The following is a 23619-nucleotide window of genomic DNA, read 5'->3' as shown; positions in this document are numbered from 1 at the left end:
GCAGAGCGAAGCGATGAAGAGGAGCGACGCCATTGACCCGCGTCGGCGACGATGCAGAGCGAAGCGATGAAGAGGAGCGACGCCAATGACTTCCCTGCACACCCTCCCCGACATCACCGCCACCCCGGCGTGGGACGCCCTGCGCAGGCACCATGAACACATCGGCGCCACCCATCTGCGCCAGTTCTTCGACGAGGACCCCGACCGCGGCCGCGAGCTGACCGTCTCGGTCGGCGACCTCTACATCGACTACAGCAAGCATCGGATCACGCGAGAAACGCTGCGGCTCTTGATCGATCTGGCCCGCACCGCCAACCTCGAACAGCGCCGCGACCAGATGTTCGCCGGTGTCCACATCAACACCTCGGAGGATCGGGCGGTGCTGCACACCGCGCTGCGGCTACCCCGGGACGCCGAACTGACCGTCGACGGTCAAAACGTCGTCGAGGACGTGCATGCCGTGCTGGACCGGATGGGCGACTTCACCGACCGGTTGCGCAGCGGTGAATGGACCGGAGCGACCGGCAAACGGATCAGCACCGTGGTCAACATCGGCATCGGCGGATCGGACCTCGGCCCGGTGATGGTCTACCAGGCCCTGCGCCACTACGCGGATGCCGGCATCTCGGCGCGCTTCGTCTCCAACGTCGACCCCGCCGACCTGATCGCCACCCTGGCCGACTTGGACCCCGCCACAACGCTTTTCATTGTGGCGTCGAAGACGTTCTCGACTCTGGAAACCCTGACCAACGCCACCGCCGCGCGCCGCTGGGTGACCGACGCCCTCGGCGACGCCGCGGTGGCCCAGCACTTTGTGGCCGTCTCCACCAACAAGCGCCTCGTCGACGACTTCGGGATCAACACCGACAACATGTTCGGGTTCTGGGATTGGGTCGGCGGCCGCTACTCGGTGGATTCGGCGATCGGCCTGTCGGTGATGGCCGCCATCGGCCGGGAAGCGTTCGCGGACTTCCTGTCCGGATTCCACATCGTCGACCGGCATTTCAAGACCGCCCCGCTGGAGTCCAATGCTCCTGTGCTGCTTGGCCTTATCGGCCTGTGGTATTCCAACTTCATGGGCGCGCAGTCGCGCGCGGTGCTGCCGTACTCAAACGACTTGGCGCGTTTCGCGGCCTACCTGCAGCAGCTGACCATGGAGTCCAACGGCAAGTCGACCCGCGCGGACGGCAGCCCCGTCACCACCGACACCGGTGAAATCTTTTGGGGCGAACCGGGAACCAACGGGCAGCACGCTTTCTATCAGTTGCTGCATCAGGGCACCCGGTTGGTGCCGGCCGACTTCATCGGTTTCAGTCAACCCATCGACGACCTGCCCACCGCCGAGGGTGACGGCAGCATGCACGACCTGTTGATGAGCAACTTCTTCGCGCAGACCCAGGTGCTGGCCTTCGGCAAGACCGCCGAGGAGATTGCCGCCGAAGGCACGCCCGCCGATATCGTGCCGCACAAGGTGATGCCGGGGAACCGGCCGTCGACCTCGATCCTGGCCGACCGGCTCACCCCGTCGGTGCTGGGCCAGCTGATCGCGCTCTACGAGCATCAGGTTTTCACCGAGGGCGTCATCTGGGGAATCGACTCGTTCGACCAGTGGGGCGTGGAGCTGGGCAAAACTCAGGCCAAAGCCCTGCTGCCGGTGCTCACCGCGGACGCCTCCCCGGCGCCGCAATCGGACAGCTCGACCGACGCCCTGGTCCGCCGCTACCGCAGCGAACGAGGCCGGACCAGCTGATCGGCCCTCAGGCGAACATCTTGGTCAGCTGAGGCGGCAGCACCCGCATCAACTGCACCAGCGGCGCCCACGGCCACCACGGCACCGCCGCCCGCCCAGGCTCCCGCTCCATCGCGGCGACGAGCGCGTTGACGCCAGTTTCGTTGTCCACCATCAACATTGTGCTGTTCGACTTGGCCGTCATCTCCGACTCGATGTAGCCGGGTTCGATGACCGACACCTTGACGGGCCCCTTGGCGTATTCGGCGCGCAACGATTCGCCCAGCGAGCTCAGGCCGGCCTTGCTGGCCGCGTAGGCGGCCTTGACGCCCGGCACGCCCTTGTTGCCGAGCACCGACGAAATCAGCACCAGGTGGCCCGAACCGTTCTTGTTGAACATCTCCAGCGCGGTCTCGATCTGCACCAGCGCGGCCACCAGGTTGGTCTCGAGGGTCGCCTTGTTGGCCCACAGCTTGCCGGAGCCGAGTTTGGCTCCCTTGCCGATGCCGGCGTTGACGATGATGCGGTCGATGCCGCCCAGCTCGTCGCTGAGTTCGGCAAACACTTTGGGGACGGCCTCGTGGTCGTTGACGTCCAGCGCGGCGACGGCGATCGTGACGCCCGGATGCTTCTGCGTCAGCTCGGCTTTGAGCTCCTCGAGCCGGTCGGTGCGACGCGCGCACAGGGCGAGGTCGCGGCCCTTGGCGGCGAAGGCGCGCGCCATGCCGGCGCCCAGCCCGGAGCTGGCGCCGGTGATGAGGATCTTCTGGCGAGTCATCGGGGCAGCATATCGACAGGTGTCAAGTCCCGGACGGGCGACTACTTCAGCAAACGCGACATCCGCCGGTCGGCCAGGACCTTGCCTCCGGTCTGACACGTCGGACAATACTGAAAAGACTTGTCCGCGAATGACACTTCGCGCACGGTGTCCCCGCACACCGGGCAGGGCAGTCCCGTGCGGGCGTGCACGCGCAATCCGGAGCGCTTCTCACCCTTGAGCGTGGCCGCGCCCTGGCCGACGGAGCGGCTCACCGCGTCGGTGAGCACGGTGATCATGGCGTCGTGCAGCGCGGCGAGCTGCTTCTCGGACAGCTTGCCGGCGGTGGCGAACGGCGAGATCTTCGCAACGTGCAAGATCTCGTCGCTGTAGGCGTTGCCGATGCCGGCGATCACCTTCTGGTCGGTGATGACGGTCTTGATCCGCCCGGTGTTGCCCGCCAGAACGCGGGCCAGGTCGTCGGGGCCGAGGTCCAGCGCGTCCGGCCCGAGGGAGGCGATCTGCGGAATCTGCTGCGGGTCGCTTACCAGCCACACCGCCAGCCGCTTCTGGGTGCCGGCCTCGGTGAGGTCGAAGCCGGGCGCCTCCCCGGGCGTGCCCAGGTGCACCCGCAGCGCGATCGGGCCCTTGCCGGGGCGCAGCGGCGCCGCGGCCAGCTTGTCGGACCACCGCAACCAGCCCGCCCGGGACAGGTGGGCGACCAGGTAGAGGTCGTCCGTCCGCAGCCCCAGGTATTTGCCCCAGCGGTCGGCGCCGACCACGGTCTGGCCGTGCAGCGCGCTGATCGGCGGGTCGAAGGTCTTCAGGACGGACAGGGCGGCGATGTCGACGCGGCCGACCGTCAGGCCCACGGCGTTGCGCCGTAGATGATCGGCCAGCGCTTCGATCTCGGGCAGTTCGGGCACGGTTTCAGTCTGCCGGTCGGAGCAAATAGGTGTCCATGATCCAGCCGTGCCGGGCGCGCGCCTCGGCCCGCTGGGAAACGATGCGGGGTCCCACTTCGCCGACCGTGCCGGCGATGAGCAGTTCGTCGTCGGTGCCCAGGTAGGCGCCCCACCAGATGCGGGTGTTAGGCGGGCACGTCTTGAACGAGCAGTCCGCGTCGAGCATCACGACCGCATCGCCGGCCAATCCGTGCGCGCGCAGCTGCCGGCCGGTGGTGATCAGGACGGGTTCGCCCACCCCGTTGAGCGGGATGCGATGCCGGGCGGTCAGCGCCTGGATGGCGGTGATGCCGGGGATCACGTCGAACGTGAAATCGACCTGCGCGGCAACAGCGTCGAGGATGCGCAGGGTGCTGTCGTAGAGCGATGGGTCGCCCCAGGCCAAGAATGCGCCGACGCCGTGCGGACCCAGCTCGACCGAGATGGCGTCGGCCCAGATCTGCGCGCGCGCGGCATGCCACTCCGCGACGGCGTCGCGGTACTCGGCGTGATCTGCGCGCTTGGGGTCGGGCAGCTCGACGAACCGGTAGCCCGGTTCGCGGATGAACCGGGCGCAGATCTCGCGGCGCAGCGCCACCAGGTCGCTTTTCTGGTCGCCCTTGTCCATCGCGAAAAAAACCTGCGTGTCGTTGAGCGCCTCGATCGCCTGCACGGTCACATAGTCGGGATCGCCGGCGCCGATGCCGATGACGTGGATGTGCCGGCCCAATGAACTCTCCTGACTCGCGTCGCTGCTCGACCACATTGCCGAATCGATACCGAATAGACCTAGTCGGGACCTGAAGTACCCAGTACCATGGGTACCGTCTACGCACCCAATGGAGGGACGCCAGGGATGACCACGTCGCTGAAGCCAGGTGGGCCGAGCCGTGAAGAGTTCTCCGAGCGCTTGCTGAAGGGCTCGGTCAAAAAGTCGTATGAGCCCGTCGTCGACATCGACTGGGACGCTCCGCTCGACCCGGACAAGTTCTATCTGCCGCCGCGGTTGGTGTCGCTGTACGGCACCCCGATGTGGGACGAGATGACCCGCGAACAGCAGATCGAGTTGTCCCGCCAGGAATTGGTCAACACCCTCTCGGCCGGGATCTGGTTCGAGAACATGCTCAACCAGTCGTTGCTGCGCACGATACTGCACGAAGACCCGACCAGTAACTCGACGCATTACAAGCTGACCGAACTGGGCGACGAGACCCGTCACATGGTCATGTTCGGCAAGGCCATCGAGCGCGTCGGCGCAAAACCGGTGCGCCCCCGGCTGTTTCACCGGATGATCATCAACTTGCTTCCGCTGGCGTTTCAGCGCGGGTCGATGCTGTGGGTGGCCGCCCTGATCGGCGAGGAGATCTTCGACTCGCTGCAGCGGCAGATGATGGACGACCCCGAGCTGCAGCCAATCATTCAGCGGCTCATGCGCATCCACGTGACCGAAGAGGCGCGTCACATCCAATTCGCGCGCGACGGCGCGCGTAAACGCGTCGCCGAAATGCCTCGGTTCAACCGCTGGTTCATGGCCAACATCAACGGGCTGGGCGGCTACTTCTTCAACTATCTGTTCAGCAACCCCGTCCCTTATGCGCGAACGGGTCTCGACCCGCAGCGGGCCCGAAAGACCGCGCGCACCAGCCCGCATCGCCGTGACGTTCAAGTCGCCGGCTTCGCTCCACTGGCGGCGTTTCTCACCGAGGTAGGCCTGATGGGCCGCTTCGCGCGCCGCGGCTGGAAGCGCAGCAGGTTTCTGTGACGGCTTCGCACCCCGGCAGCGAAACACGTTGCCACATCGCCATTGTCGGCGCGGGGGTCGACGGTCAGAGCGCCTGTGACGCGTTGTCGGGCGCCGGCTTCACCGACCTGGTCCTGCTCGACCGGCCCGGCCAGGACGTCCTCCAGTCGCGGTTCGACGACGCCTCCGACACTTGGCTGTTGACCACGACCGGTGGCGAGATCGTGCGGGCCGATGTCGTCGTTGCCGCGGGTGGAGACGTCTACGTTCCCTGGGTGCCGCACCTTGCCGGGCGCGACGAGTTTCGCGGCGAGTCGTTTCACGCGGCGGCGTGGAAGCCGGCGTTTGACCCGTCCGGCAAGCGCATCGCGGTCATCGGCACCGATGCCGCTGCCGGCTACCACCTCGGCCGGATGGTCGAAGCCGCGGCATCCGTCACCGTCTTTGCGCGCGCACCCCGCCGTGTGGTCACCGAGGTACCGCTGTGGTCTACCCGCGTCGCGCGCTGGCTGCGCCGCCACACCCGCCCGAGCGAGTCGCGGCCGTCGGTGGTGATCGCTTCGTCGGCGGTCGAGACGGTGACCCCGTGGGGGGTGCGCACCGGCGATGGTGTCCACCACAGCGTCGACGCCATCGTCTACGGCACCGGATTCTCGATCGCCGATCACGTCGCCGACGAGGCACTGACCGGCGCGGGAGGGCTGCGGATCCGAGAGGCCTGGCACGACGGCATGGAGCCGTTCTGCGGGGTGGCGGTGCGCGGGTTCCCCAACTACTTCTTCATCACCGGTCCCGACCCGGACGCGCAAGCCCGCTACATCGTGGAGTGCCTGAAGCTCATGCAGCGCACCGGCAGCGGGCGCATCGAGGTGCGCGCCAGCAGCCAGCACGTCTTCAACGAACGCGCCCAGCTGCGACCGATCGAGCCGCCACCGGCGGCGTCCGCCTTCGACCTTTCGGCCAGCGCGCCGGCCGGCGACGACGCCTACGACGGCACCGCCACGCTGGAGATCGCCGGAAGCCGTCATCCGGTACGGGTCCGGCTCACCGGCCATCTGGACCCGATCGACGGTCGCTACCACTGGCAGGGAACCGTGTTCGGGTCGCCGTCCGACGACCTCAAGCAGGCGCGGACGGCCACGCTGACGGTGGGTGAGCGCAGTGCGCCGGCGCGCATCGTCGAACGGACACCCTGGGGCACGCACTCGGTTGCGGGCGTGGGCGCTCCCCCCTACGCGCTGAGCATTGGGTGAACGGGCACCGCGGCTGCTGACGGAGGCCAACGCATTTCCGCAGGAAACGACCTGTTTTCAGGCCATACCAGAAAGTTTGGCCGCGCCCCCTATGTGGTAATCCCGTGGAACAGCGCGTGTTGGGCAATGAACTCCATTGTGCGTGCGGGGCGGTGCGGATCGACGCCTCGACGGGCACGGAGGGGGACGCATGATTCATTCGATGCGGGGCTGCGGCATGAGTCCGGGGGGATGCCTATCGCGGCCTGCCGCTTTTCGGTGCATCGAAGCGGGCTCGCCGCGAACTAGACTTTTGCCGCTGAGGGCGGATACTCAAGCAGTCGGCCCGGCAGAACACACAAGGAGCGGGAAATGAAACCGGACGTCCCGATCGAGCTGGGATGAGCCCGGTGGCTGAGTCGGCCAGCTCACTGGCCGTCGCGACGCGGACGGATGATTCGATCGCCGTTCTGACCGTCGACGGCGTGCTTGACGCCGCCAATTCCACCGCACTGCGCGACCGCCTCATCAAGGCGACATCCGACGCGGCTTCCGCCGTCATCCTCGACGTCTCCGGCCTCAAGCTGAACGCCGAACCGGCATGGCCGACCTTTATGGGCGCCTACTGGCAGATCGGCAGCGCGGCCCAGGTTCCGATCGTGTTCGTCTGCAGCAATCGGGCGACCCGCGAGGCGATTACGCGAAGCGGGATCGCGCACTTCATGCCGGTGTATTCGAGCCAGAAGGCGGCGATGAAGGCGCTCGGGCAGAACGGCCGTCGCGCCGTGCGGCGCGCCGACGCCCAGCTGCCCGCCGACCTGACCAGCCTGCGCGAGTCGCGGCGGCTGGTCCGCGAGTGGCTCACCACGTGGTCGCAGGCCAAGCTCATCCCCGTCGCGTTGGTGGTCGTCAACGTGTTCGTGGAGAACGTGCTGGAACACACCGCGAGCGTCCCGGTGATGAGGCTCGAGACGCAGGGCACGACGGCGACCATCGCGGTCTCCGATGCCAGCAACACGCCCGCCGTGCGGCTTCCGTCGCCGGCGAAGGGCATCGACGTCTCCGGCCTGGCGATCGTCGACGCGTTGTCCCGCACGTGGGGCAGCACGCCGACGGGGTCCGGCAAGACGGTGTGGGCGGTCATCGGCCCCGAGAACCAGCTCTGACTCGTTCCAACCAGTTCTAGCCACACCCATCCGGCGGTTGTGCTGAAACTAGAACACGTTCTAATGTCGTGGGGACGACCCCTCCAGGAAGGCAGATGACGTGCGGTTTACCTACGCAGAGGCGATGACTGACTTTCGGTTCTACGTCCCGCTGGCCAAGGCGGCCGAGGCGGCCGGCTACGACGCCATGACGATCGCCGACAGCATCGCCTACCCGTTCGAATCCGACTCGAAGTACCCCTACACCCCGGACGGCAACCGCGAGTTCCTGGACGGCAAGGAGTTCATCGAAACCTTCGTGCTGACATCGGCATTGGGGGCGGTCACCTCGAAGCTGCGGTTCAATTTCTTCGTCCTCAAGCTGCCCATCCGGCCACCGGCGTTGGTGGCCAAGCAAATTGGGTCGCTCGCCGCGATGACCGACAATCGGGTGGGTTTCGGTGTGGGCACCAGCCCGTGGCCCGAGGACTACGAACTGCTGGGAGTCCCGTTCGCCAAGCGCGGCAAGCGGATGGACGAATGCATCGAGATCATCCAGGGCCTCACCTCCGGTGATTACTTCGAATTCCACGGCGAGTTCTACGACATTCCCAAGACCAAGATGACGCCCGCGCCCACCAAGCCCGTCCCGATCCTGATCGGCGGTCACGCCGACGCGGCGCTGCGGCGCGCGGCCCGCCTGGACGGCTGGATGCACGGCGGCGGTGACCCCGAAGAACTCGACCAGCTGCTCGCCAAGCTCAAGCGTTTCCGCGAAGAAGCCGGCAAGACCGGGCCTTTCGAGATCCACGTCATCTCCGCCGACGCCTACACCCCCGACGGCATCAAGCGGCTCGAGGACAAGGGCGTCACCGACGTCATCGTCGGTTTCCGCATCCCCTATATCAAGGGCAAGGACACCGAGCCGCTGGAGAACAAGATCCGCAACCTGGAGATGTTCGCCGAGAACGTGATTGCGAAGATCTGACTCTCACAGCGGATCCCACCTGGGCGCGCGCTTCTCCTGGTGAGCCTTAGCGGCCTCAACCGGGTTGTTGGTGAAACCGCTGAGGACCTGGGTGCGGTTCTCGATCTCGATGGCATGGCGCAGGCTGGGCGCGTCCAGCGCGGCATTGAGCCCAACCTTGGTCTGCCACACGCCATAAGCGTTGTTCTCGGCGATCGAGCGGGCTAGCCTCAGCGCGGCGGGCATCAGGTCGTCGGGCGCGACCACCTCATGCACCAGCTTGATGCGATAGGCCTCGGCCGCGTCGATGATGCGGCCGGTGAGCATGAGTTCGCGTGCCACGCCGGCGCCGACGATCTTCGGCAGCAGGTAGCTGGTGCCCATGTCCATCGACGAGAAGCCGGCCTTGATGAACACCGAACCGAACCGGGCCTGATCCGAGGCGACCCGGATGTCGCTGACCAACGTGAACGCCAGGCCGCCCCCGACGGCGACACCGTTGACCGCCGCGATCACCGGGATGTCCAGCTCGTAGATCCGGGTGTACAGGTTGGCCAGCCGGACCTGAGCGTCGTAGGTGACCTTGAACGCCGGGGTGGTCGGCTTGTTCTGCGTCCACGGCTGCCCGGTGCCGCTCAAATCCGCACCGGCGCAAAATCCCCGCCCGGCACCCGTCAGGATCGCCACCCTGAACTCGCCCGCGCTGAGCGCGTCCAACGCGTCGTCGACGCCGTCGATCAACGACCCATCGATCGCGTTGAGGCGTTCGGGCCGGTTCAGGGTGATGCAGGCGATGTTGTCCTCGAGGGTTTCCAGGTTCACTGAAGGCATACCGAGACCGTAGGCGACCGATCGGGCATACCGTGGTTGGGCCACACATCGAAGGAGCAGCCATGGCACGAAGCGAGGGCGACACCTGGGACCTGGCCAACAGCGTGGGCGCCACCGCCACCATGGTGGCCGCGGCCCGGGCGGCCGCCACCAGGCGGCCGCAACCGGTCATCACCGATGAATTCGCCGAGCCGCTGGTGCGCGCCGCCGGCCTGGACCTGTTCACCAAGCTGGCGACCGGCGAACTCGATTCCTCCGACATCGAAGAGGGGGTCGGGTTTTCGCGGTTCGTCGACACCTTCGCCGCCCGGGCGCTGTTTTACGACGACTATTTCGCCGCGGCCGGGCAGGCCGGCCTGCGCCAGGTCGTGATCGTGGCGTCGGGGCTGGATTCCCGCGCCTACCGGCTGCCGTGGCCCGCGGGGACCACGGTGTACGAGATCGATCAGCCGGAGGTGATCGCGTTCAAGACCGCCACGCTGGCCGAGATCGGCGCGGCCCCAACCGCCGAGCTGCGCACCGTGGGTGTCGATCTGCGCGAGGATTGGCCGGCGGCCCTGCAGGCGTCGGGCTTTGACCCGAGCAAGCCGACGGCGTGGCTGGCCGAGGGAGTGCTGATCGGATTCCTTCCGCCCGACGCCGAGGTGCGGCTGCTGGATGCCATCATTCCGCTGTCCAGCGAGGGCAGCCGGTTCGCCGCCGATTTCGGGGCCGTGGCCGGCACGTCGCCGGAGGCGCTGGAGAAATCCCGGCTCATGGCCGAGGGGTGGCGACGGCAGGGGCTCGACCTGGACATCACCGCGTTGACCTATCCGGGGGAGCACACCGACGTGGCCGCGCATCTGCGGGCCAACGGATGGGAGACCACCGAATTCCGGCTCTCCGACCTGTTTTCGGCGGCGGGCCTGCCGGACTTGGGGGAAGCCGAGCACCAGGCGCCCGCCGCCACGATCAGCTTGGTCCGCGCGGTGCGGACCTGAAGCGTCACACAGCCCGTTTGGCCAGCCACTCAGCCTGCATCACGAGCAGGCCCATGACCTCCAATTGCGGTGTCTGCGGGTCGAGTTCGCGGTAGCGCTGATAGACGTTGACGACGACGCGCTCGGCGTCCAGCCAGGACGCGTACTCACCGAGATCAATGGTGTCGGCGGCCTCCGCCCACGACAGCCCCTTGTGGTAGGCGGCCTCGGCCTGTTCGGCGACATGCATGAGATAGCCACGCACAGCACGGATCCCATCCGGATCGGTGACCGGGCCGTGGCCGGGTACCACCGTCGGCGCGTCCAGCGCGATCATCGCGTCACAGGCGGCGACCCAGTTGGCGATCGGGCCGGCCCACACGATGGGCGTGCAGCCGATGAACAACAGGTCGCCGCCGAACAACACCCCCGCGTCCGGTACATGCACCACCGAGTCGGCGGCGGTGTGCGCGGGACCCAGATTCAGCACATCGATGCGCCGCCCACCTACCTCGACGGCAAGGTTGCGCTCGAACGTCTGATCCGCATTGCGCAGCTTGATGTTGCTGAAGTCGAAGTGCCCGAAGCGTTCTCGTGTGTACGGCGTGGCGACCGGCCCGAGGTTGGCGGTCTGCGCCATGGCGAGCATCTCCGGGGCCATCCCATGTTCGATTTCCTCGGCGGTGCCGCGCGCGGCGATGATGCGCACCGAGGGATCGAGCAGTTGGTTGCCGTGTGTGTGGTCCCCGTTGGAGTGCGTGATCACCGCGTCGGTGATCGGCGCGGACGCGGTGAGCGGCCGCATCGCGGTGAGCATTTCGCGGGTCAACGCCAGGTCGAACAAGGTGTCCACCAGCAGCGACGCCCCGTCGCCGGCGATCAGCCCGGCGTTGCTCCATCCGTAGCCGCCGTCGGGCAGGGTCCAGGCCCACACCCGGCCGCCGACCTCGTGCAGCCCGCGGGTGTAGGGCACCCGCGCGCGGGCCGGGTTGACTCGCGGCGGGGCGGGAGCGGCGTCCGGATTCGGCCGCACCGCCAGCGGGTGCGGGGCACCGCTGGCCCGCACGGTTTGCCGGGTCTCTCCCAGCCCTTCGACCTGGAGCGTGACGATGTCGCCGTCGTGCAGCCAGCCCGGAAACGATTCCAGGGCCGCCGGATTGAGGTGCTCGACCAGCGTGCAGGTCGGCACGGTCCCGGAGCCGATGACGTCGCCGGGCGAGAGGGTGACGCCGCGCGAGGCATAGGAGATGACCTCGCCGAAGGTCCAGTCCATCTGGGCGGTCGACCCGGAACCGATGACGACGTCGTTGACCAGGGCGGTGACCCGCAGGTCCAATCTGCCCGGATAGGAGGGGTGGCGATACGGTTCGAGCTCGTCGGGGGTCACCAGGTACGGGCCCAACGTGACCCCGCTGTCTTTGCCCTTGCCTTGCCCGATCCCCAGTTGGCTCTCCATCTGCTGCAGATCGCGGGCGGACCAGTCGTTGAAGATGGTGTAGCCGATGATCGCCTGCTCCGCCTCTTCGACCGTGAGATCTTTGCCCCCGGTCCCGATCACGGCAGCGATCTCCAATTCGAAGTCCTGCCACGCGCTTCCGGGCGCCGTGGGGGCGTCGTCGTACGGACCCAAAACGGTTGCCGGGCAGGCGAAGTAGAAGGCCGGTATGCGGTACCAGGAGTCGCCGAGGGTGCGCCCGGCGCCCAGCGCGGCCTGGCAGTTGCGCATGTGGTCGAGGAAGCACAGGGAATCACGGATGGACGGCGGGCGTGGAATCGGCGCCAGCAATCGCACCTCCGCCAGCGGTGCCACCGCCGCCGGGGATCGCTGCGCATCCTGCCCCGCCTGCCGCAATCCCTCGGAACCGCGGGCGACGAGATCGAGCAGCGTCACGCCCGGTGGCATCGCATAGATCGTGTCGCCCGAGACCACGCCGACGTGTTCTGCGCCCGAAACATCTTGATAGGTAACCCATTTCACTCGCGCACCACCTCACTCGCCTCCTTGTCCGGTCGTAGTCCGCGCCAACTCGATTGGCGTAACCGGTCATCCGGGGTCCACTCGCTGTAGCGCACCTCCCCGACCAGCTCCGGCCGCACATACGTCACGCCGCGCGCTTCGCTCCTGGGAAGCGGTGGGTCAAAGGGGGATTCGTCGGTGTGCAGCGGTGCCAGCGTCTTCTTCAAGTTTGCCAGGTCGCGGTCGGTGAACCCGGTGCCGACGCGCCCGGCGAAGTGCAGTCCGCCCGCGGTTGGGATACCCATCAGCAGTGAGCCGATGCCGCTGCTGCGTCCGCCTTCCCCGGCTTTCCAACCGCCGATGACGACTTCCTGGGTGTTCCAGTGCTTGTCCTTGATCCACGACGACGAGCGGCGGCCCGGCTGATAGGTGGAGTCGCGCTTCTTGGCGATCACCCCCTCCCAACCGCGCTCCGCGGAGTGCTCCAGCGCCTCCCTGCCGTCGCCGGGCAGTAGGTCGGGGACGATGAGCCTGCTGCCGGCGGCCAACATTTCCAGCAGTTTTCGCCGATCCCGGTAGCGGGCCCGCAGCAACGAGCGGCCGTCGAGGTAGAGCAGGTCGAACGCCCAGAATTCGACCCGTGAGCCCCGTCCACGGTTTTGCATCTCGTGAAAGTTGGGCACCCCGGAGGAGTCCAGGACGACGGCCTCCCCGTCGAGCACCACGTGATGGTCGGCGAGATCGTCTGCCAGCCAACGCAGTTCGCGGTATTCCTGGGTGACTTCGCGACCGCGTCGCGACCGCACCCGAAAGGCACCGTGGTCGGCCTCGATCAGAAGCCGGTAACCGTCCCATTTGCCCTCGAACGCCCACTGACCTGCCTTCAGGGCCGTCACCGAACCGTGGGTGGCCAGCATGGGTGCGATGGTGTCGAACTCGAAGACCTTCTGGTCCTTCATCCGATGTGCCAACCACTGGTCGCCATTGGTTTGAATCAGCGCGTAGCGTCCGGAGATCTTGCTGCCGTGCAGGTTGACGATGACCTCGTCGTCAAGGAACTTTTCGGCGTCGTAGGTTCCGGAGTCCCAGATGATCACCTTGCCCGCGCCGTATTCGCCCTTGGGGATGACGCCTTCGAACCCGCCGTATTCCAGCGGATGGTCCTCGGTGTGGACCGCCAGGTGGTTCACCGACGTGGTTTCGGGCAGGTTTTTGGGCACCGCCCAGGACACCAGCACGCCGTCGCGCTCCAGCCGGAAGTCGTAGTGCAGGCGTCGCGCGTGGTGTTCCTGGATGACGAAGGTATTTCCTTGGCCGACAGCGGGTTTCGCCGCCGGAACCGGCTCGGGGGTTTTCGACGCGTCGCGCATGCTGCGGTACTTGGTCAACCGATCCGGCACCGGAGCGTCCTCGTCCAGCTCTGCAAGCAGGTCGCCGTCGCGCGCGACCCGGGACAGCACTTCGTCATACCGCAGCTGGCGCAGCGACGGGTCGTCGAGTTCGTCCCAGGTGCGCGGCGCCGCGACGGTGGGATGTTCGCGTCCGCGCAGGGAATACGGTGCGATGGTCGTCTTGGAGCCGTTGTTCTGGCTCCAGTCCAAAAAGATCTTCCCCGCCCGCAGGCTCTTGGTCATGGTCGACGTGACAAGCTTGGGCATCGTCTTTTCCAGCTGTTGCGCAACGCGTTTGGCTAACACCGTGGCGCCTTTGCTGCTCACCGGCTCGTCGAGCGGCGCATACAGATGCAGTCCCTTGCTGCCGCTGGTGAGCGGGAAGGTTCTCAGCCCGATCCCGGCGATCAGGTCGCGCACGGCGCGCGCCACCTTGGACATCTGCGCCATCGTCACGCCTTCGCCGGGGTCGAGGTCGAACACCAATCGCGTCGCCGGCCCGGGCTTGAGTTCTTCGGCCCGGCTGCGGGTCCACTCGGCGACGAACCGCCACTGCGGAACGTGAACCTCCAACGCCGCCTGTTGGGCGATCCAGGCCAGGCCGGTGGGGTCGTCGATGATCGGATAGGTCGTCGTTCCGGATCGATGGGTCACGCTGGCGCGCGGCAGCCAGTCGGGTGCCGACGCGGCGAGTTGCTTCTCGAAGAAGGATTCCTGTTCGACGCCGTTGGGCCAGCGTTTGCGCGTGGCCGGACGCCCGGCGATGTGCGGGATCATCACCTCGGCGATCCGCGTGTAGTAGTCGAAGATGTCGCTCTTGGTGGTTCCGGTGGCGGGATACAGCACTTTTTCGGCGTTGGTCAGCTTGACCCGTGGCCCCGCCGTCGGACTCATACTCTGAGTCTATGGGCGGCGCGCTGGTCATCGGTGAAGCGCTGATCGACAGGGTCGAACGGCGCGGCGCCGTCGAGCACGTCGGCGGCAGCCCCCTCAACGTCGCGGTCGGGCTGGCCCGGCTGGGTCGTCACGTCGACTTCTTGACCCATATCGCGGACGACGAATCCGGCCAGCGCATCGCCGCGGACCTGAAATCCTCTGGTGTGCAACTCGTTCCGGGAAGTGTCTCGGCCGAACGCACGCCGGCCGCGGTCGCGACGATCGCCGACGACGGCTCGGCCGCTTACACATTCGATCTGCAATGGCGGCTTTCCGGTACGCCCGAGGTGGCACCGCCGCTGCTGGTGCACACCGGGTCGATCGCCGCCGTGCGCGAACCGGGGTGCCTGGCGGTCGCCGCGCTGCTCGAGGCTTACCGCGTCTCGGCCACCGTGAGCTTCGATCCCAACGTGCGACCGTCGCTGATTCCCGACCGTGACGCCGCGCAGGCCCGCATCGCACACCTGGTCGAGCGCAGCGACATCGTCAAGGTCAGTGACGAGGACTTGAAGTGGATCGATCCCGACCGCGAGCCGCAGCGCACGGCCCGGGGGTGGCTGGCGTCGGGACCCGCGATCGTCGTCCTGACGCTGGGCGCCCGGGGCGCCGTGGCGTTCTGCGCGGCCGGCGATGTCCGGGTGGCGGCCAGGCCGGTCCGGGTGGTCGACACCGTCGGTGCCGGCGACGCCTTCATGGCCGGTTTGCTCGATGCGCTGTGGGAATTGGGTCTGTTGGGCGCCGACCGCCGCGCCGCCCTGAGCCGGGTCGGGCTCGACGCGCTCACGGCGGCACTACAAGCCGCCAGCCTGGCGTCGGCGGTGACGGTCTCGCGGTCCGGCGCCGACCTCCCCGATCGCGCCGCGCTGCGGGCCCAAGCAAACCGTCGCCGCTAGTGTCTTCGAGCGCGGCCCTTTCGCTCGCGGATGTAACGCCACGGCGAAAATTCGAGGCTCAAAGTCAAGTGGCTAATGCATTTTTGTTAGGCGGCTTGGTCGAGGAGGGCGGCCAGGCGTTGGGCGGGGGTGTCGAGGTCAAGGGTTGGGCGCGGTCGTCGGTTGAGGGTGTCTTGGATGCGTTTGAGGTCTGCTGGGGTGTAACCGCTGAGGTCGCTGCCCTTTTCGAACCAGAAGCGCAGGAGGCGGTTGGTGTTTTCGTTGGTGCCGCGTTGCCAGGGCGAGTGCGGATTGCAGAAATAGACCGGGGTGTTGAGTTGCAGGTGAATGTCGCGCCAGCGGGCCATTTCGCTGCCACGGTCCCAGGTGATTGATCGACGAAGGTGTTCGGGTAACTGGCGCATCGCTTCGATCATCGCGCCGGCCACCGTCTCGGCGGTGTGATCGCCGGGCAAATGCAGCAGCATCGTAAAGCGGGTGGACCGCTCGACCAGGGTGCCGATGGCGCTGTTGGGGCCGACGATCAGATCACCTTCCCAGTGGCCGGGCACCGCGCGGTCGGCGGCCTCGGCGGGCCGGTCGCTGATGGTGAACACATCGTGGAATTTCCCCCGCCGTTCGGTGTGGTCCCGGGATTTGCGGGCCGCGCGTTTCGTCGACAAACGCTTACTCAGGTCGGCGCGCAGTTGACCACGAGTTTGGACGTAGAGGCACTGGTAGATGGTTTCGTGGCTCACCCGTGCCAGCCTGTCATCGGGGTGATCGCGCGCCAAGACATCGGCGATCAGTTTGGGACTCCATCCCTGATCCATCCAGTCCTCTATGGCCTCGCATAGCGCGCGGTCTTGGAGTTTGAATGCTTTGGGACGCTTGGCTTTCTTGGCGGCGCGGGCATGGGCAAGACCAGCGTGGTAATCCCCGTCGGGATTGCGATTGCGTTTGAGCTCACGGGAGATGACGCTGGCGTCGCGGTCGAGCTCGTCGGCGATCTCGACCTGGGTGAGGCCCTTGTCCAGACCCCGCATAATCACCAGGCGTTCATCGAAACTGAGCCGGTGTCCCCGCGCGCCCGGCCGGGTCAGATCACCTGGTTCGGCAAGGCCGGTATCAGAGCCCGTACCACTTCGTAATTGCATTGATCCAGCGTCATGCCACCAGCTCCATCCGGTCTGGATCGACACACCGACCTGACGGCCGGCTTCACGCAATGATTCCCCTGCACACACCCGATCAAAGAACTCCCGACCCCCGCCTGCAGGACGAGTAGACCGCTTCGCTCGCGTAACGCCACGGCGAAAATCGGAGGCTCAAAGTCAAGTGGCTAATGCATTTTTGTTAGGCGGCTTGGTCGAGGAGGGCGGCCAGGCGTTGGGCGGGGGTGTCGAGGTCAAGGGTTGGGCGCGGTCGTCGGTTGAGGGTGTCTTGGATGCGTTTGAGGTCTGCTGGGGTGTAACCGCTGAGGTCGCTGCCCTTTTCGAACCAGAAGCGCAGGAGGCGGTTGGTGTTTTCGTTGGTGCCGCGTTGCCAGGGCGAGTGCGGATTGCAGAAATAGACCGGGGTGTTGAGTTGCAGGTGAATGTCGCGCCAGCGGGCCATTTCGCTGCCACGGTCCCAGGTGATTGATCGACGAAGGTGTTCGGGTAACTGGCGCATCGCTTCGATCATCGCGCCGGCCACCGTCTCGGCGGTGTGATCGCCGGGCAAATGCAGCAGCATCGTAAAGCGGGTGGACCGCTCGACCAGGGTGCCGATGGCGCTGTTGGGGCCGACGATCAGATCACCTTCCCAGTGGCCGGGCACCGCGCGGTCGGCGGCCTCGGCGGGCCGGTCGCTGATGGTGAACACATCGTGGAATTTCCCCCGCCGTTCGGTGTGGTCCCGGGATTTGCGGGCCGCGCGTTTCGTCGACAAACGCTTACTCAGGTCGGCGCGCAGTTGACCACGAGTTTGGACGTAGAGGCACTGGTAGATGGTTTCGTGGCTCACCCGTGCCAGCCTGTCATCGGGGTGATCGCGCGCCAAGACATCGGCGATCAGTTTGGGACTCCATCCCTGATCCATCCAGTCCTCTATGGCCTCGCATAGCGCGCGGTCTTGGAGTTTGAATGCTTTGGGACGCTTGGCTTTCTTGGCGGCGCGGGCATGGGCAAGACCAGCGTGGTAATCCCCGTCGGGATTGCGATTGCGTTTGAGCTCACGGGAGATGACGCTGGCGTCGCGGTCGAGCTCGTCGGCGATCTCGACCTGGGTGAGGCCCTTGTCCAGACCCCGCATAATCACCAGGCGTTCATCGAAACTGAGCCGGTGTCCCCGCGCGCCCGGCCGGGTCAGATCACCTGGTTCGGCAAGGCCGGTATCAGAGCCCGTACCACTTCGTAATTGCATTGATCCAGCGTCATGCCACCAGCTCCATCCGGTCTGGATCGACACACCGACCTGACGGCCGGCTTCACGCAATGATTCCCCTGCACACACCCGATCAAAGAACTCTCGCCGCATCGAACGCGGATAAGCAACTGACACCTGCAACCTCCTCAAACGTGGAAATTGCATTGACCGTATGAATCTGCCGAGGACAATCTCGCCGTGGCGTTACGGGCGCGGGCTTTTGAACAGCGGCGCGGCGGCGGGGGTGCTGTTAGGCAGCGAACAGTGTGGGCATACTGACTTACATGCGCTCCATCTGGAAGGGTTCCATCGCGTTCGGGCTGGTGAACGTCCCGGTCAAGGTGTACAGCGCCACCCAGGACCACGACATCAAGTTCCACCAGGTGCACGCCAAGGACAACGGCCGCATCCGATACCAGCGCGTGTGCGAGGTGGACGGCGAAGTCGTCGAATACCGTGACATCGCCCGGGCCTACGAATCCGATGACGGCCAGATGGTCATCATCACCGACGACGACATCGCCACGCTGCCCGAGGAACGCAGCCGCGAGATCGAAGTGCTGGAGTTCGTGCCGGCCAGCGATGTGGATCCGATGCTGTTCGACCGCAGCTATTTTTTGGAGCCCGACTCCAAATCGTCGAAATCCTATGTGCTGCTGGCCAAGACGCTTGCGGAGACGGACCGGATGGCGATCGTGCACTTCACGCTGCGCAACAAGACCCGGCTGGCGGCGTTGCGGGTCAAGGACTTCGGCAAGCGCGACGTGATGGTCATCCATACGTTGTTGTGGCCCGACGAGATTCGTGATCCGGACTTCCCGATCCTCGACAAGAAGGTTGAGGTCAAACCCGCCGAGCTCAAAATGGCGGGGCAGGTGGTTGATTCGATGGCCGAGGAGTTCAACCCCGACCGCTACCACGACGACTACCAGGAGCAGCTGCACGAGCTGGTCCAAGCCAAACTCGAAGGCGGAGAGGCGTTTACCACCGAGGAGCAGCCCAAGGAGCTGGATGAGACCGAAGACGTCTCCGATCTGCTGGCCAAGCTGGAGGCCAGCGTGAAGGCGCGCTCCGGTGGAGGCAACGGCAAGGCAGCGGAGAAAAAGGCGCTCGCGAAAAAGAGCGCAGCGAAGAAGACCGCCGCCAAGAAGGCACCCGCGAAAAAGACCGCCGCCAAGAAGACTCCGGCCAAGAAAGCGGCCTCGAAGTCCTGACCCGACGCGCCTCGGTCAGCGTTTGCGGGTCGCCAGAAATCGGGTGGCCGCGGCGACGACGTTGATCACGGCGACCATGATGATGAGCGTCAGCGCCGCACCCCAGATCCGCAGGAATCCGGCGTGTTCGGGGTTGGTGAGCTCGGTGTAGATCAGCAGCGGCAGCGAGGCCATGTTGCCGTGGAAGATGTCGAAGTTGATCGACCTGCTGTAGCCGACCAGCACCAGCACCGGCGCGGTTTCGCCGATCACCCGCGCGATGGACAACAAGATGCCCGAGACGATGCCGGGCATCGCGATCGGAAAGACGATCGAAACGATGGTCTTCCATTTCGGCACACCCAGCGCGTAGCTGGCCTCGCGCAGGTCGTCGGGCACCAGCCGCAGCATTTCCTCGGCGGAGCGCACCACCACCGGCAGCATCAGCAAGACCAGCGCGAGCGACACCGCAAAAGAGCTCTGCTGGAAGCCCAGGGTGGCGATCCAGAGGCTGAAGATGAACAGGGCCGCGACGATCGAGGGGACCCCGGCCAGCACGTCGACCATGAAGGTGGTCAGCCGCACCAGGCGGCCAGAACCGTATTCGACGAGGAAGACCGCGGTCATCAGGCCCAGCGGCACGGCCAGCACGGCGGCCACCCCGGCCTGCACCAGCGTCCCGTACAGCGCGTGATAGACGCCGCCGAGGAACTGTTCGGGCAGCACGCCGCGCAGCGAGTGGGTCCACCACCCCGACCGGGTCACGGCGTACCAGCCCCGTGCGACCACGATCGACAGCACCCAGAACAGCGGCACCAGCGCGATGAGGAACGAGGTGAGAAAGAAGATCGTCGCGGCGCCGTTGGTGATCCGCCGCCGGAAGCTGAGCGGCCTGAACACCTCGGCCTTGACCGGCCGGTCGAGCGCGTCAACCGTCATGAGCGCCGCTTCTCCTCATCGCTTCGCTCTGCATCGTCGCGGCGCGCGTCATCCGTTGACCTTGCCGCCAGCGATCGCGCGGGCCAGCGCGTTGACGATAAACGTCAGCACGAACAGGGCGAATCCCGCCGAAATGTACGCCCCGGTGGGCAGCGGTGCGCTGAACTCCGCGGCCGCCGACGCGATCTTGGAGGCAAACGTGTAGCCACCGTCGAACAGCGACCAATTCCCCGGGCGGGCGGCCGAACGCAGAATGATCAGCACAGCCACGGTCTCGCCCAGCGCGCGTCCCAACCCCAGCATCGAGGCGGCGATGACGCCGCTGCGGCCGAACGGCAGCACGGTCATCCGCACCACCTCCCACTTGGTGGCGCCCAGCGCCTGCGCCGCTTCCATCTGGATGTGGGGGGTCTGCCGAAACACCTCGCGCGAGACCGACGTGACGATCGGCAGGATCATCACCGAGAGCACGACGCCGGCGGTGAAGATGGTGCCGCCGCCGGCCAACGACACGTTGCCCTGTTTGAACAGGAAAAACCATCCGAGGTGCCGATTGAGAAACGCCGCGACCGGCTCGAGCCGGGGGGCCAGGACGAAGATTCCCCAGAGCCCGAAGATGATCGACGGCACCGCGGCCAGCAGGTCCACCACCGCGCCGAACGGGCGCCCCAGCCGCTTCGGCGCGTATTGGGTGAGGAACACGGCGATACCGACCGCGATGGGCACGGACAGCACCAGCGCGGTGAGCGAACTGAGCACCGTGACCATGAGCAGGTCACGGATGCCGAAGGCCAGGTTGTGGGGGTTGCTGGTGCTGAACTCGGCGCTGGTGAAGAAGTTTGCGTGATTGACGCGCAACGACGGCAGGGCGCGCAGCAACAGGAACACCGCGATCAACAGGATGGCGACCACGATCGTGGAACCAGCGGCCGCGGCGACCAGCTTGAAGATCCGGTCGCCCCGCCGCGACACGCGTGCATTCAGCGCCGTTGATGCCGGTTTTTCCGCGGTCGACGGGCTGGTTGCTGTTCCTCGTGTCACGACCACCTCAGGTTATGTGATGGCGTTGATCGAAGAAGACAGCCTCGCCTTGAACGCGTCGGGGATCGGAATGTAGCCATTGTCGGCCAGGCCATTTTGCCCGGCGCCGATGGTGCTTTGCAGGAATCCCTTCACCGCCGCACCGACCCCGGAGTCGGGGTACTTCGAGCACACGATCTCGTAGGTCGCCAGCACGATCGGGTAGGAACCGGCCTGCTTGGGTTTGTAGAACGACAGCGTGTCGAGCACCAGGTCGTTGCCCTGGCCGGAGATTTTGGCCCCAGCAATCGTCTTGCCCACCGATTCGGCGCTGATCGACACCGCGTCCGGGCCGGCCGAGGTGATGATCTTGGCCATGTTCAGTTTCTGTGCCTGGGCAAACGACCATTCGTTATAGGTGATGGATCCTTCGGTGGCCTTGATCGCCGCCGACGTGCCGTCGTTGCCCTTGGCTCCCTCACCGACGCCGCCCTTGAAGGTCTTTCCGGCGCCCTTGCCCCATGCTCCGTCCGCGGCGGCGTCGAGATATTTCTGGAAATTGTCGGTGGTGCCGGACTCGTCGTTGCGGAAGACGACGTGAATCGGCACGTCGGGCAATGTGGCACCGGGGTTGAGGGCCTGAATCGCGGGGTCGTTCCACGTTGTGATCGAGCCGTTGAAGATTTTGGCGGCCGTGGGGCCGTCGAGGCTGAGCGAGTTCAGGCCCGTCACGTTGTAGGTGATGGCGATCGGGCCGAAAACGACCGGCAGATTCCAGGCCGGCGAACCGCACCGCTGCTGCGCGGCGGCGTATTCGTTGGTCGCCAGCGGCGAGTCAGAACCACCGAAATCCGTTTGGTTGCCGTTAAATTCGCTGATTCCCGCACCGGATCCGTTGGCCGTGTAGTTCAGCGTCTGGCCGGGGCAGGCCTGCTCGAACGCGTTGACAAAGCGGGTCATCGCGTTGGCCTGGGCCGTCGACCCGCTGGCCTTGAGGGCCTTCTTCCCGCCACAATTCACCTTGCCCGACGACGAGCCGGTCGGCGCACTGGCGCCGGACCCGTTGTTGTCGCTGCCGCACCCCGACAACGCCAGCGCAGTAACGCTCAAGGCACTCAGCACGGCGCCAAATCGGTTGAGTTTCAATTCGCTTCCTCACGGTAGGGATGAAACATGGTCGCGGCCGGTCAGTTAACCGTAGCGCGCCGACCAGCCGGTATCGCGGCCACGAACGTAACAGTAACAATTGAACGTTGAGCAAACTTTTCGGCGATCACCGCTGAACGCGTCGGCGGGGGGTCGCGACGTCGGCCGCAGCACACCGCGACGTCGCCTGGCCGGTGTTCGTCAGCAAAGGCCCCACCCGGCCCTCCGAGGGGCCGCCGACTGGTTGCTGACATCACGCGATGGCGTTGATCGCATCCGACAGCCGGGACTTGAACGACTCCGGCACCGGGATATACCCGTTGTCCACCAAGCCATTCTGGCCGGCACCGATGGTGCTTTGCAGGAACGCCTTTACGGCCGCGCCGACCTGCGGGTCGGGATACTTCGAACACACAATCTCGTAGGTCGCCAACACGATCGGGTAGGAACCGGGCCGGGTCGGCTTGTAGAACGAGAAGGTGTCCACCACCAAGTCGTTGCCCTGCCCGGTGAGGGTGGCACCGGAGATCGTTTTCCCGACCGATCCGGCGCTGATGCCCACCGCCTCGGGCCCGGCCGAGGTGACGATCCTGGCCATCGTCAGCTTCTGCGCCAGACCGAACGACCATTCGTTGTAGGTGACCGATCCTTCGGTCGCCCGGACGGCCGCCGACGTACCGCCGTTGCCGTCGGCGCCCTGCCCGACCCCACCGTGGAACGTCTTGCCGATGCCCTTGTCCCACACGCCGTCGGACGCGGAGTCCAGGTATTTCTGGAAATTGTCGGTGGTGCCGGACTCGTCGCCGCGGAACACGACACGGATGGGCTCGGCGGGCAGCGCGGTACCCGGGTTCAGCGCTGCGATCGCCGGGTCGTCCCAGGCAGTGATGGCGCCCTTGAAGATTTTGGCGGCGGTGGGCCCGTCGAGGATCAGCGAGCTGACGCCCCTGACGTTGTAGGTGATCGCGATCGGGCCGAAGACCACGGGCAGATTCCACGCCGGCGAACCGCATCGGGTCCGCGCCGCGAAGTATTCGATCGGGGCCAACGGTGAATCCGAACCCGCGAAATCGATTTGGTTTCCGGTGAATTGGCCGATTCCCGCGCCGGAGCCATTGGGTGTGTAATTCAGCGTCTGACCGGGGCAAGCGTGCTCGAAGGCGCCGGAGAATCGGGTCATCGCGTTGGCCTGGGCGCTCGAGCCCGCCGCCGTCAGGGCCTGCTTGCCGCCGCAATTGACCACGCCCGACACGCCCGCCCCGCTTCCCCGGGCCGTGCTGTCGTGGAATCCGCATCCCGACAACACCAGCGCAGCGGCTGTCAGGACGCCCAGCACAGCACCAAAACGGTTGCGTCCCAAGTCTCTTCCTCACAGTAAGGACCACAAAGATCGGCGTCACCGAGCTAACCGCACCAAGGTGAACGACGGGCAAATGGTCTGGCAACGCGCG

20 protein-coding genes and 1 pseudogene are annotated in these 23619 nt (G+C 66.1%); 8 read left to right on the top strand and 13 right to left on the bottom strand.

The features are described from left to right. Positions 1-85: 85 nt before the first annotated feature. The gene (gene pgi, locus K883_RS13705) at positions 86-1750 is read left to right on the top strand and encodes a glucose-6-phosphate isomerase (protein ID WP_036454714.1); all 1665 of its coding nucleotides are present in this window, start codon (positions 86-88) and stop codon (positions 1748-1750) included. A gap of 7 nt (positions 1751-1757) precedes the next feature. On the opposite strand, the gene K883_RS13700 is transcribed toward pgi, so the two are convergent. From K883_RS13700 to cobF, 4 genes and pseudogenes are all read right to left on the bottom strand, one after another. Continuing rightward, positions 1758-2507, bottom strand: a complete 750-nt coding sequence (locus K883_RS13700) for an SDR family oxidoreductase (protein WP_020821708.1) — start codon at positions 2505-2507, stop codon at positions 1758-1760. Positions 2508-2548: 41 nt separating this feature from the next. Continuing rightward, positions 2549-3016 carry a zinc finger domain-containing protein gene (locus tag K883_RS28285; RefSeq protein WP_225324821.1) on the bottom strand — a complete coding sequence of 156 codons (468 nt, stop codon included), beginning with the start codon at positions 3014-3016 and terminating at the stop codon, positions 2549-2551. 153 nt (positions 3017-3169) lie between these two features. Continuing rightward, a pseudogene (locus K883_RS28280) lies at positions 3170-3412 on the bottom strand (DNA-formamidopyrimidine glycosylase family protein); the annotation flags it as partial. Between the two features lie 4 nt (positions 3413-3416). Beyond that, positions 3417-4160, bottom strand: a complete 744-nt coding sequence (gene cobF, locus K883_RS13690; protein ID WP_036455503.1) for a precorrin-6A synthase (deacetylating) — start codon at positions 4158-4160, stop codon at positions 3417-3419. A 126-nt stretch (positions 4161-4286) separates the two neighbouring features. Here cobF and K883_RS13685 point away from each other — a divergent pair, with 126 nt between their 5' ends. From K883_RS13685 to K883_RS13670, 4 genes are all read left to right on the top strand, one after another. Next, positions 4287-5192 carry an AurF N-oxygenase family protein gene (locus tag K883_RS13685; RefSeq protein WP_036454711.1) on the top strand — a complete coding sequence of 302 codons (906 nt, stop codon included), beginning with the start codon at positions 4287-4289 and terminating at the stop codon, positions 5190-5192. Positions 5193-5446: 254 nt separating this feature from the next. Then, positions 5447-6424 (top strand): DUF4873 domain-containing protein, encoded by a 978-nt coding sequence (locus K883_RS13680; RefSeq protein ID WP_369798907.1) that lies wholly within the window; start codon positions 5447-5449, stop codon positions 6422-6424. Positions 6425-6804: 380 nt separating this feature from the next. Beyond that, complete coding sequence (locus K883_RS13675) at positions 6805-7569, top strand: STAS domain-containing protein (protein ID WP_036454709.1); 765 nt, start codon at positions 6805-6807, stop codon at positions 7567-7569. Between the two features lie 100 nt (positions 7570-7669). After that, positions 7670-8536, top strand: coding sequence for an LLM class flavin-dependent oxidoreductase (locus K883_RS13670; RefSeq protein ID WP_036454706.1), 867 nt, complete (start codon positions 7670-7672; stop codon positions 8534-8536). A 3-nt stretch (positions 8537-8539) separates the two neighbouring features. Here the strand turns inward: K883_RS13670 and K883_RS13665 are convergent, their stop codons facing one another. Further along, positions 8540-9346 carry an enoyl-CoA hydratase/isomerase family protein gene (locus tag K883_RS13665; protein ID WP_036454704.1) on the bottom strand — a complete coding sequence of 269 codons (807 nt, stop codon included), beginning with the start codon at positions 9344-9346 and terminating at the stop codon, positions 8540-8542. Between the two features lie 62 nt (positions 9347-9408). Between K883_RS13665 and K883_RS13660 the strand changes: the two genes are divergently transcribed. Then, entirely contained in the window at positions 9409-10326 is a 918-nt protein-coding gene (locus K883_RS13660) for a class I SAM-dependent methyltransferase (protein WP_008253980.1), read from the top strand. 4 nt (positions 10327-10330) lie between these two features. Here the strand turns inward: K883_RS13660 and K883_RS13655 are convergent, their stop codons facing one another. Together K883_RS13655 and K883_RS13650 are read right to left on the bottom strand one after the other, a co-directional pair. Further along, positions 10331-12283: a fumarylacetoacetate hydrolase family protein gene (locus K883_RS13655; protein WP_008253979.1), complete on the bottom strand. Its 1953-nt coding sequence runs from the start codon at positions 12281-12283 to the stop codon at positions 10331-10333. After that, on the bottom strand, positions 12280-14547 hold the full coding sequence (locus K883_RS13650; protein ID WP_008253977.1) for an ATP-dependent DNA ligase: 2268 nt from the start codon (positions 14545-14547) through the stop codon (positions 12280-12282). The genes K883_RS13655 and K883_RS13650 overlap by 4 nt, the downstream gene beginning before the upstream one ends. An 11-nt stretch (positions 14548-14558) precedes the next feature. On the opposite strand from K883_RS13650, the gene K883_RS13645 reads away from it, so the two are divergent. Next, positions 14559-15482, top strand: a complete 924-nt coding sequence (locus K883_RS13645; protein ID WP_014383905.1) for a carbohydrate kinase family protein — start codon at positions 14559-14561, stop codon at positions 15480-15482. Between the two features lie 86 nt (positions 15483-15568). Here K883_RS13645 and K883_RS13640 read toward each other — a convergent pair whose 3' ends face one another. Beyond that, positions 15569-16708: an IS30 family transposase gene (locus K883_RS13640; protein WP_081914367.1), complete on the bottom strand. Its 1140-nt coding sequence runs from the start codon at positions 16706-16708 to the stop codon at positions 15569-15571. Between the two features lie 109 nt (positions 16709-16817). Continuing rightward, positions 16818-18011 (bottom strand): IS30 family transposase, encoded by a 1194-nt coding sequence (locus tag K883_RS13635; RefSeq protein ID WP_369751691.1) that lies wholly within the window; start codon positions 18009-18011, stop codon positions 16818-16820. A gap of 143 nt (positions 18012-18154) precedes the next feature. Here K883_RS13635 and K883_RS13630 point away from each other — a divergent pair, with 143 nt between their 5' ends. Continuing rightward, the gene (locus tag K883_RS13630; RefSeq protein ID WP_008253954.1) at positions 18155-19084 is read left to right on the top strand and encodes a non-homologous end joining protein Ku; all 930 of its coding nucleotides are present in this window, start codon (positions 18155-18157) and stop codon (positions 19082-19084) included. A gap of 15 nt (positions 19085-19099) precedes the next feature. Here the strand turns inward: K883_RS13630 and pstA are convergent, their stop codons facing one another. The 4 genes from pstA to pstS (K883_RS13610) all read right to left on the bottom strand — a co-directional run bounded on the left by pstA (position 19100) and on the right by pstS (K883_RS13610) (position 23528). After that, positions 19100-20002: a phosphate ABC transporter permease PstA gene (gene pstA, locus K883_RS13625; protein WP_008253952.1), complete on the bottom strand. Its 903-nt coding sequence runs from the start codon at positions 20000-20002 to the stop codon at positions 19100-19102. 48 nt (positions 20003-20050) lie between these two features. Continuing rightward, positions 20051-21049: a phosphate ABC transporter permease subunit PstC gene (gene pstC, locus K883_RS13620; RefSeq protein WP_014379265.1), complete on the bottom strand. Its 999-nt coding sequence runs from the start codon at positions 21047-21049 to the stop codon at positions 20051-20053. A 6-nt stretch (positions 21050-21055) separates the two neighbouring features. Then, on the bottom strand, positions 21056-22168 hold the full coding sequence (gene pstS, locus K883_RS13615; protein ID WP_008253946.1) for a phosphate ABC transporter substrate-binding protein PstS: 1113 nt from the start codon (positions 22166-22168) through the stop codon (positions 21056-21058). 253 nt (positions 22169-22421) lie between these two features. After that, positions 22422-23528: a phosphate ABC transporter substrate-binding protein PstS gene (gene pstS, locus K883_RS13610; protein ID WP_085976428.1), complete on the bottom strand. Its 1107-nt coding sequence runs from the start codon at positions 23526-23528 to the stop codon at positions 22422-22424. Positions 23529-23619: the final 91 nt, after the last annotated feature.

Source organism: Mycobacterium sp. TKK-01-0059 (assembly GCF_000709305.1).
GTDB lineage: Bacteria > Actinomycetota > Actinomycetes > Mycobacteriales > Mycobacteriaceae > Mycobacterium > Mycobacterium intracellulare.
This window is presented reverse-complemented; position numbering and strand designations above follow the sequence as displayed.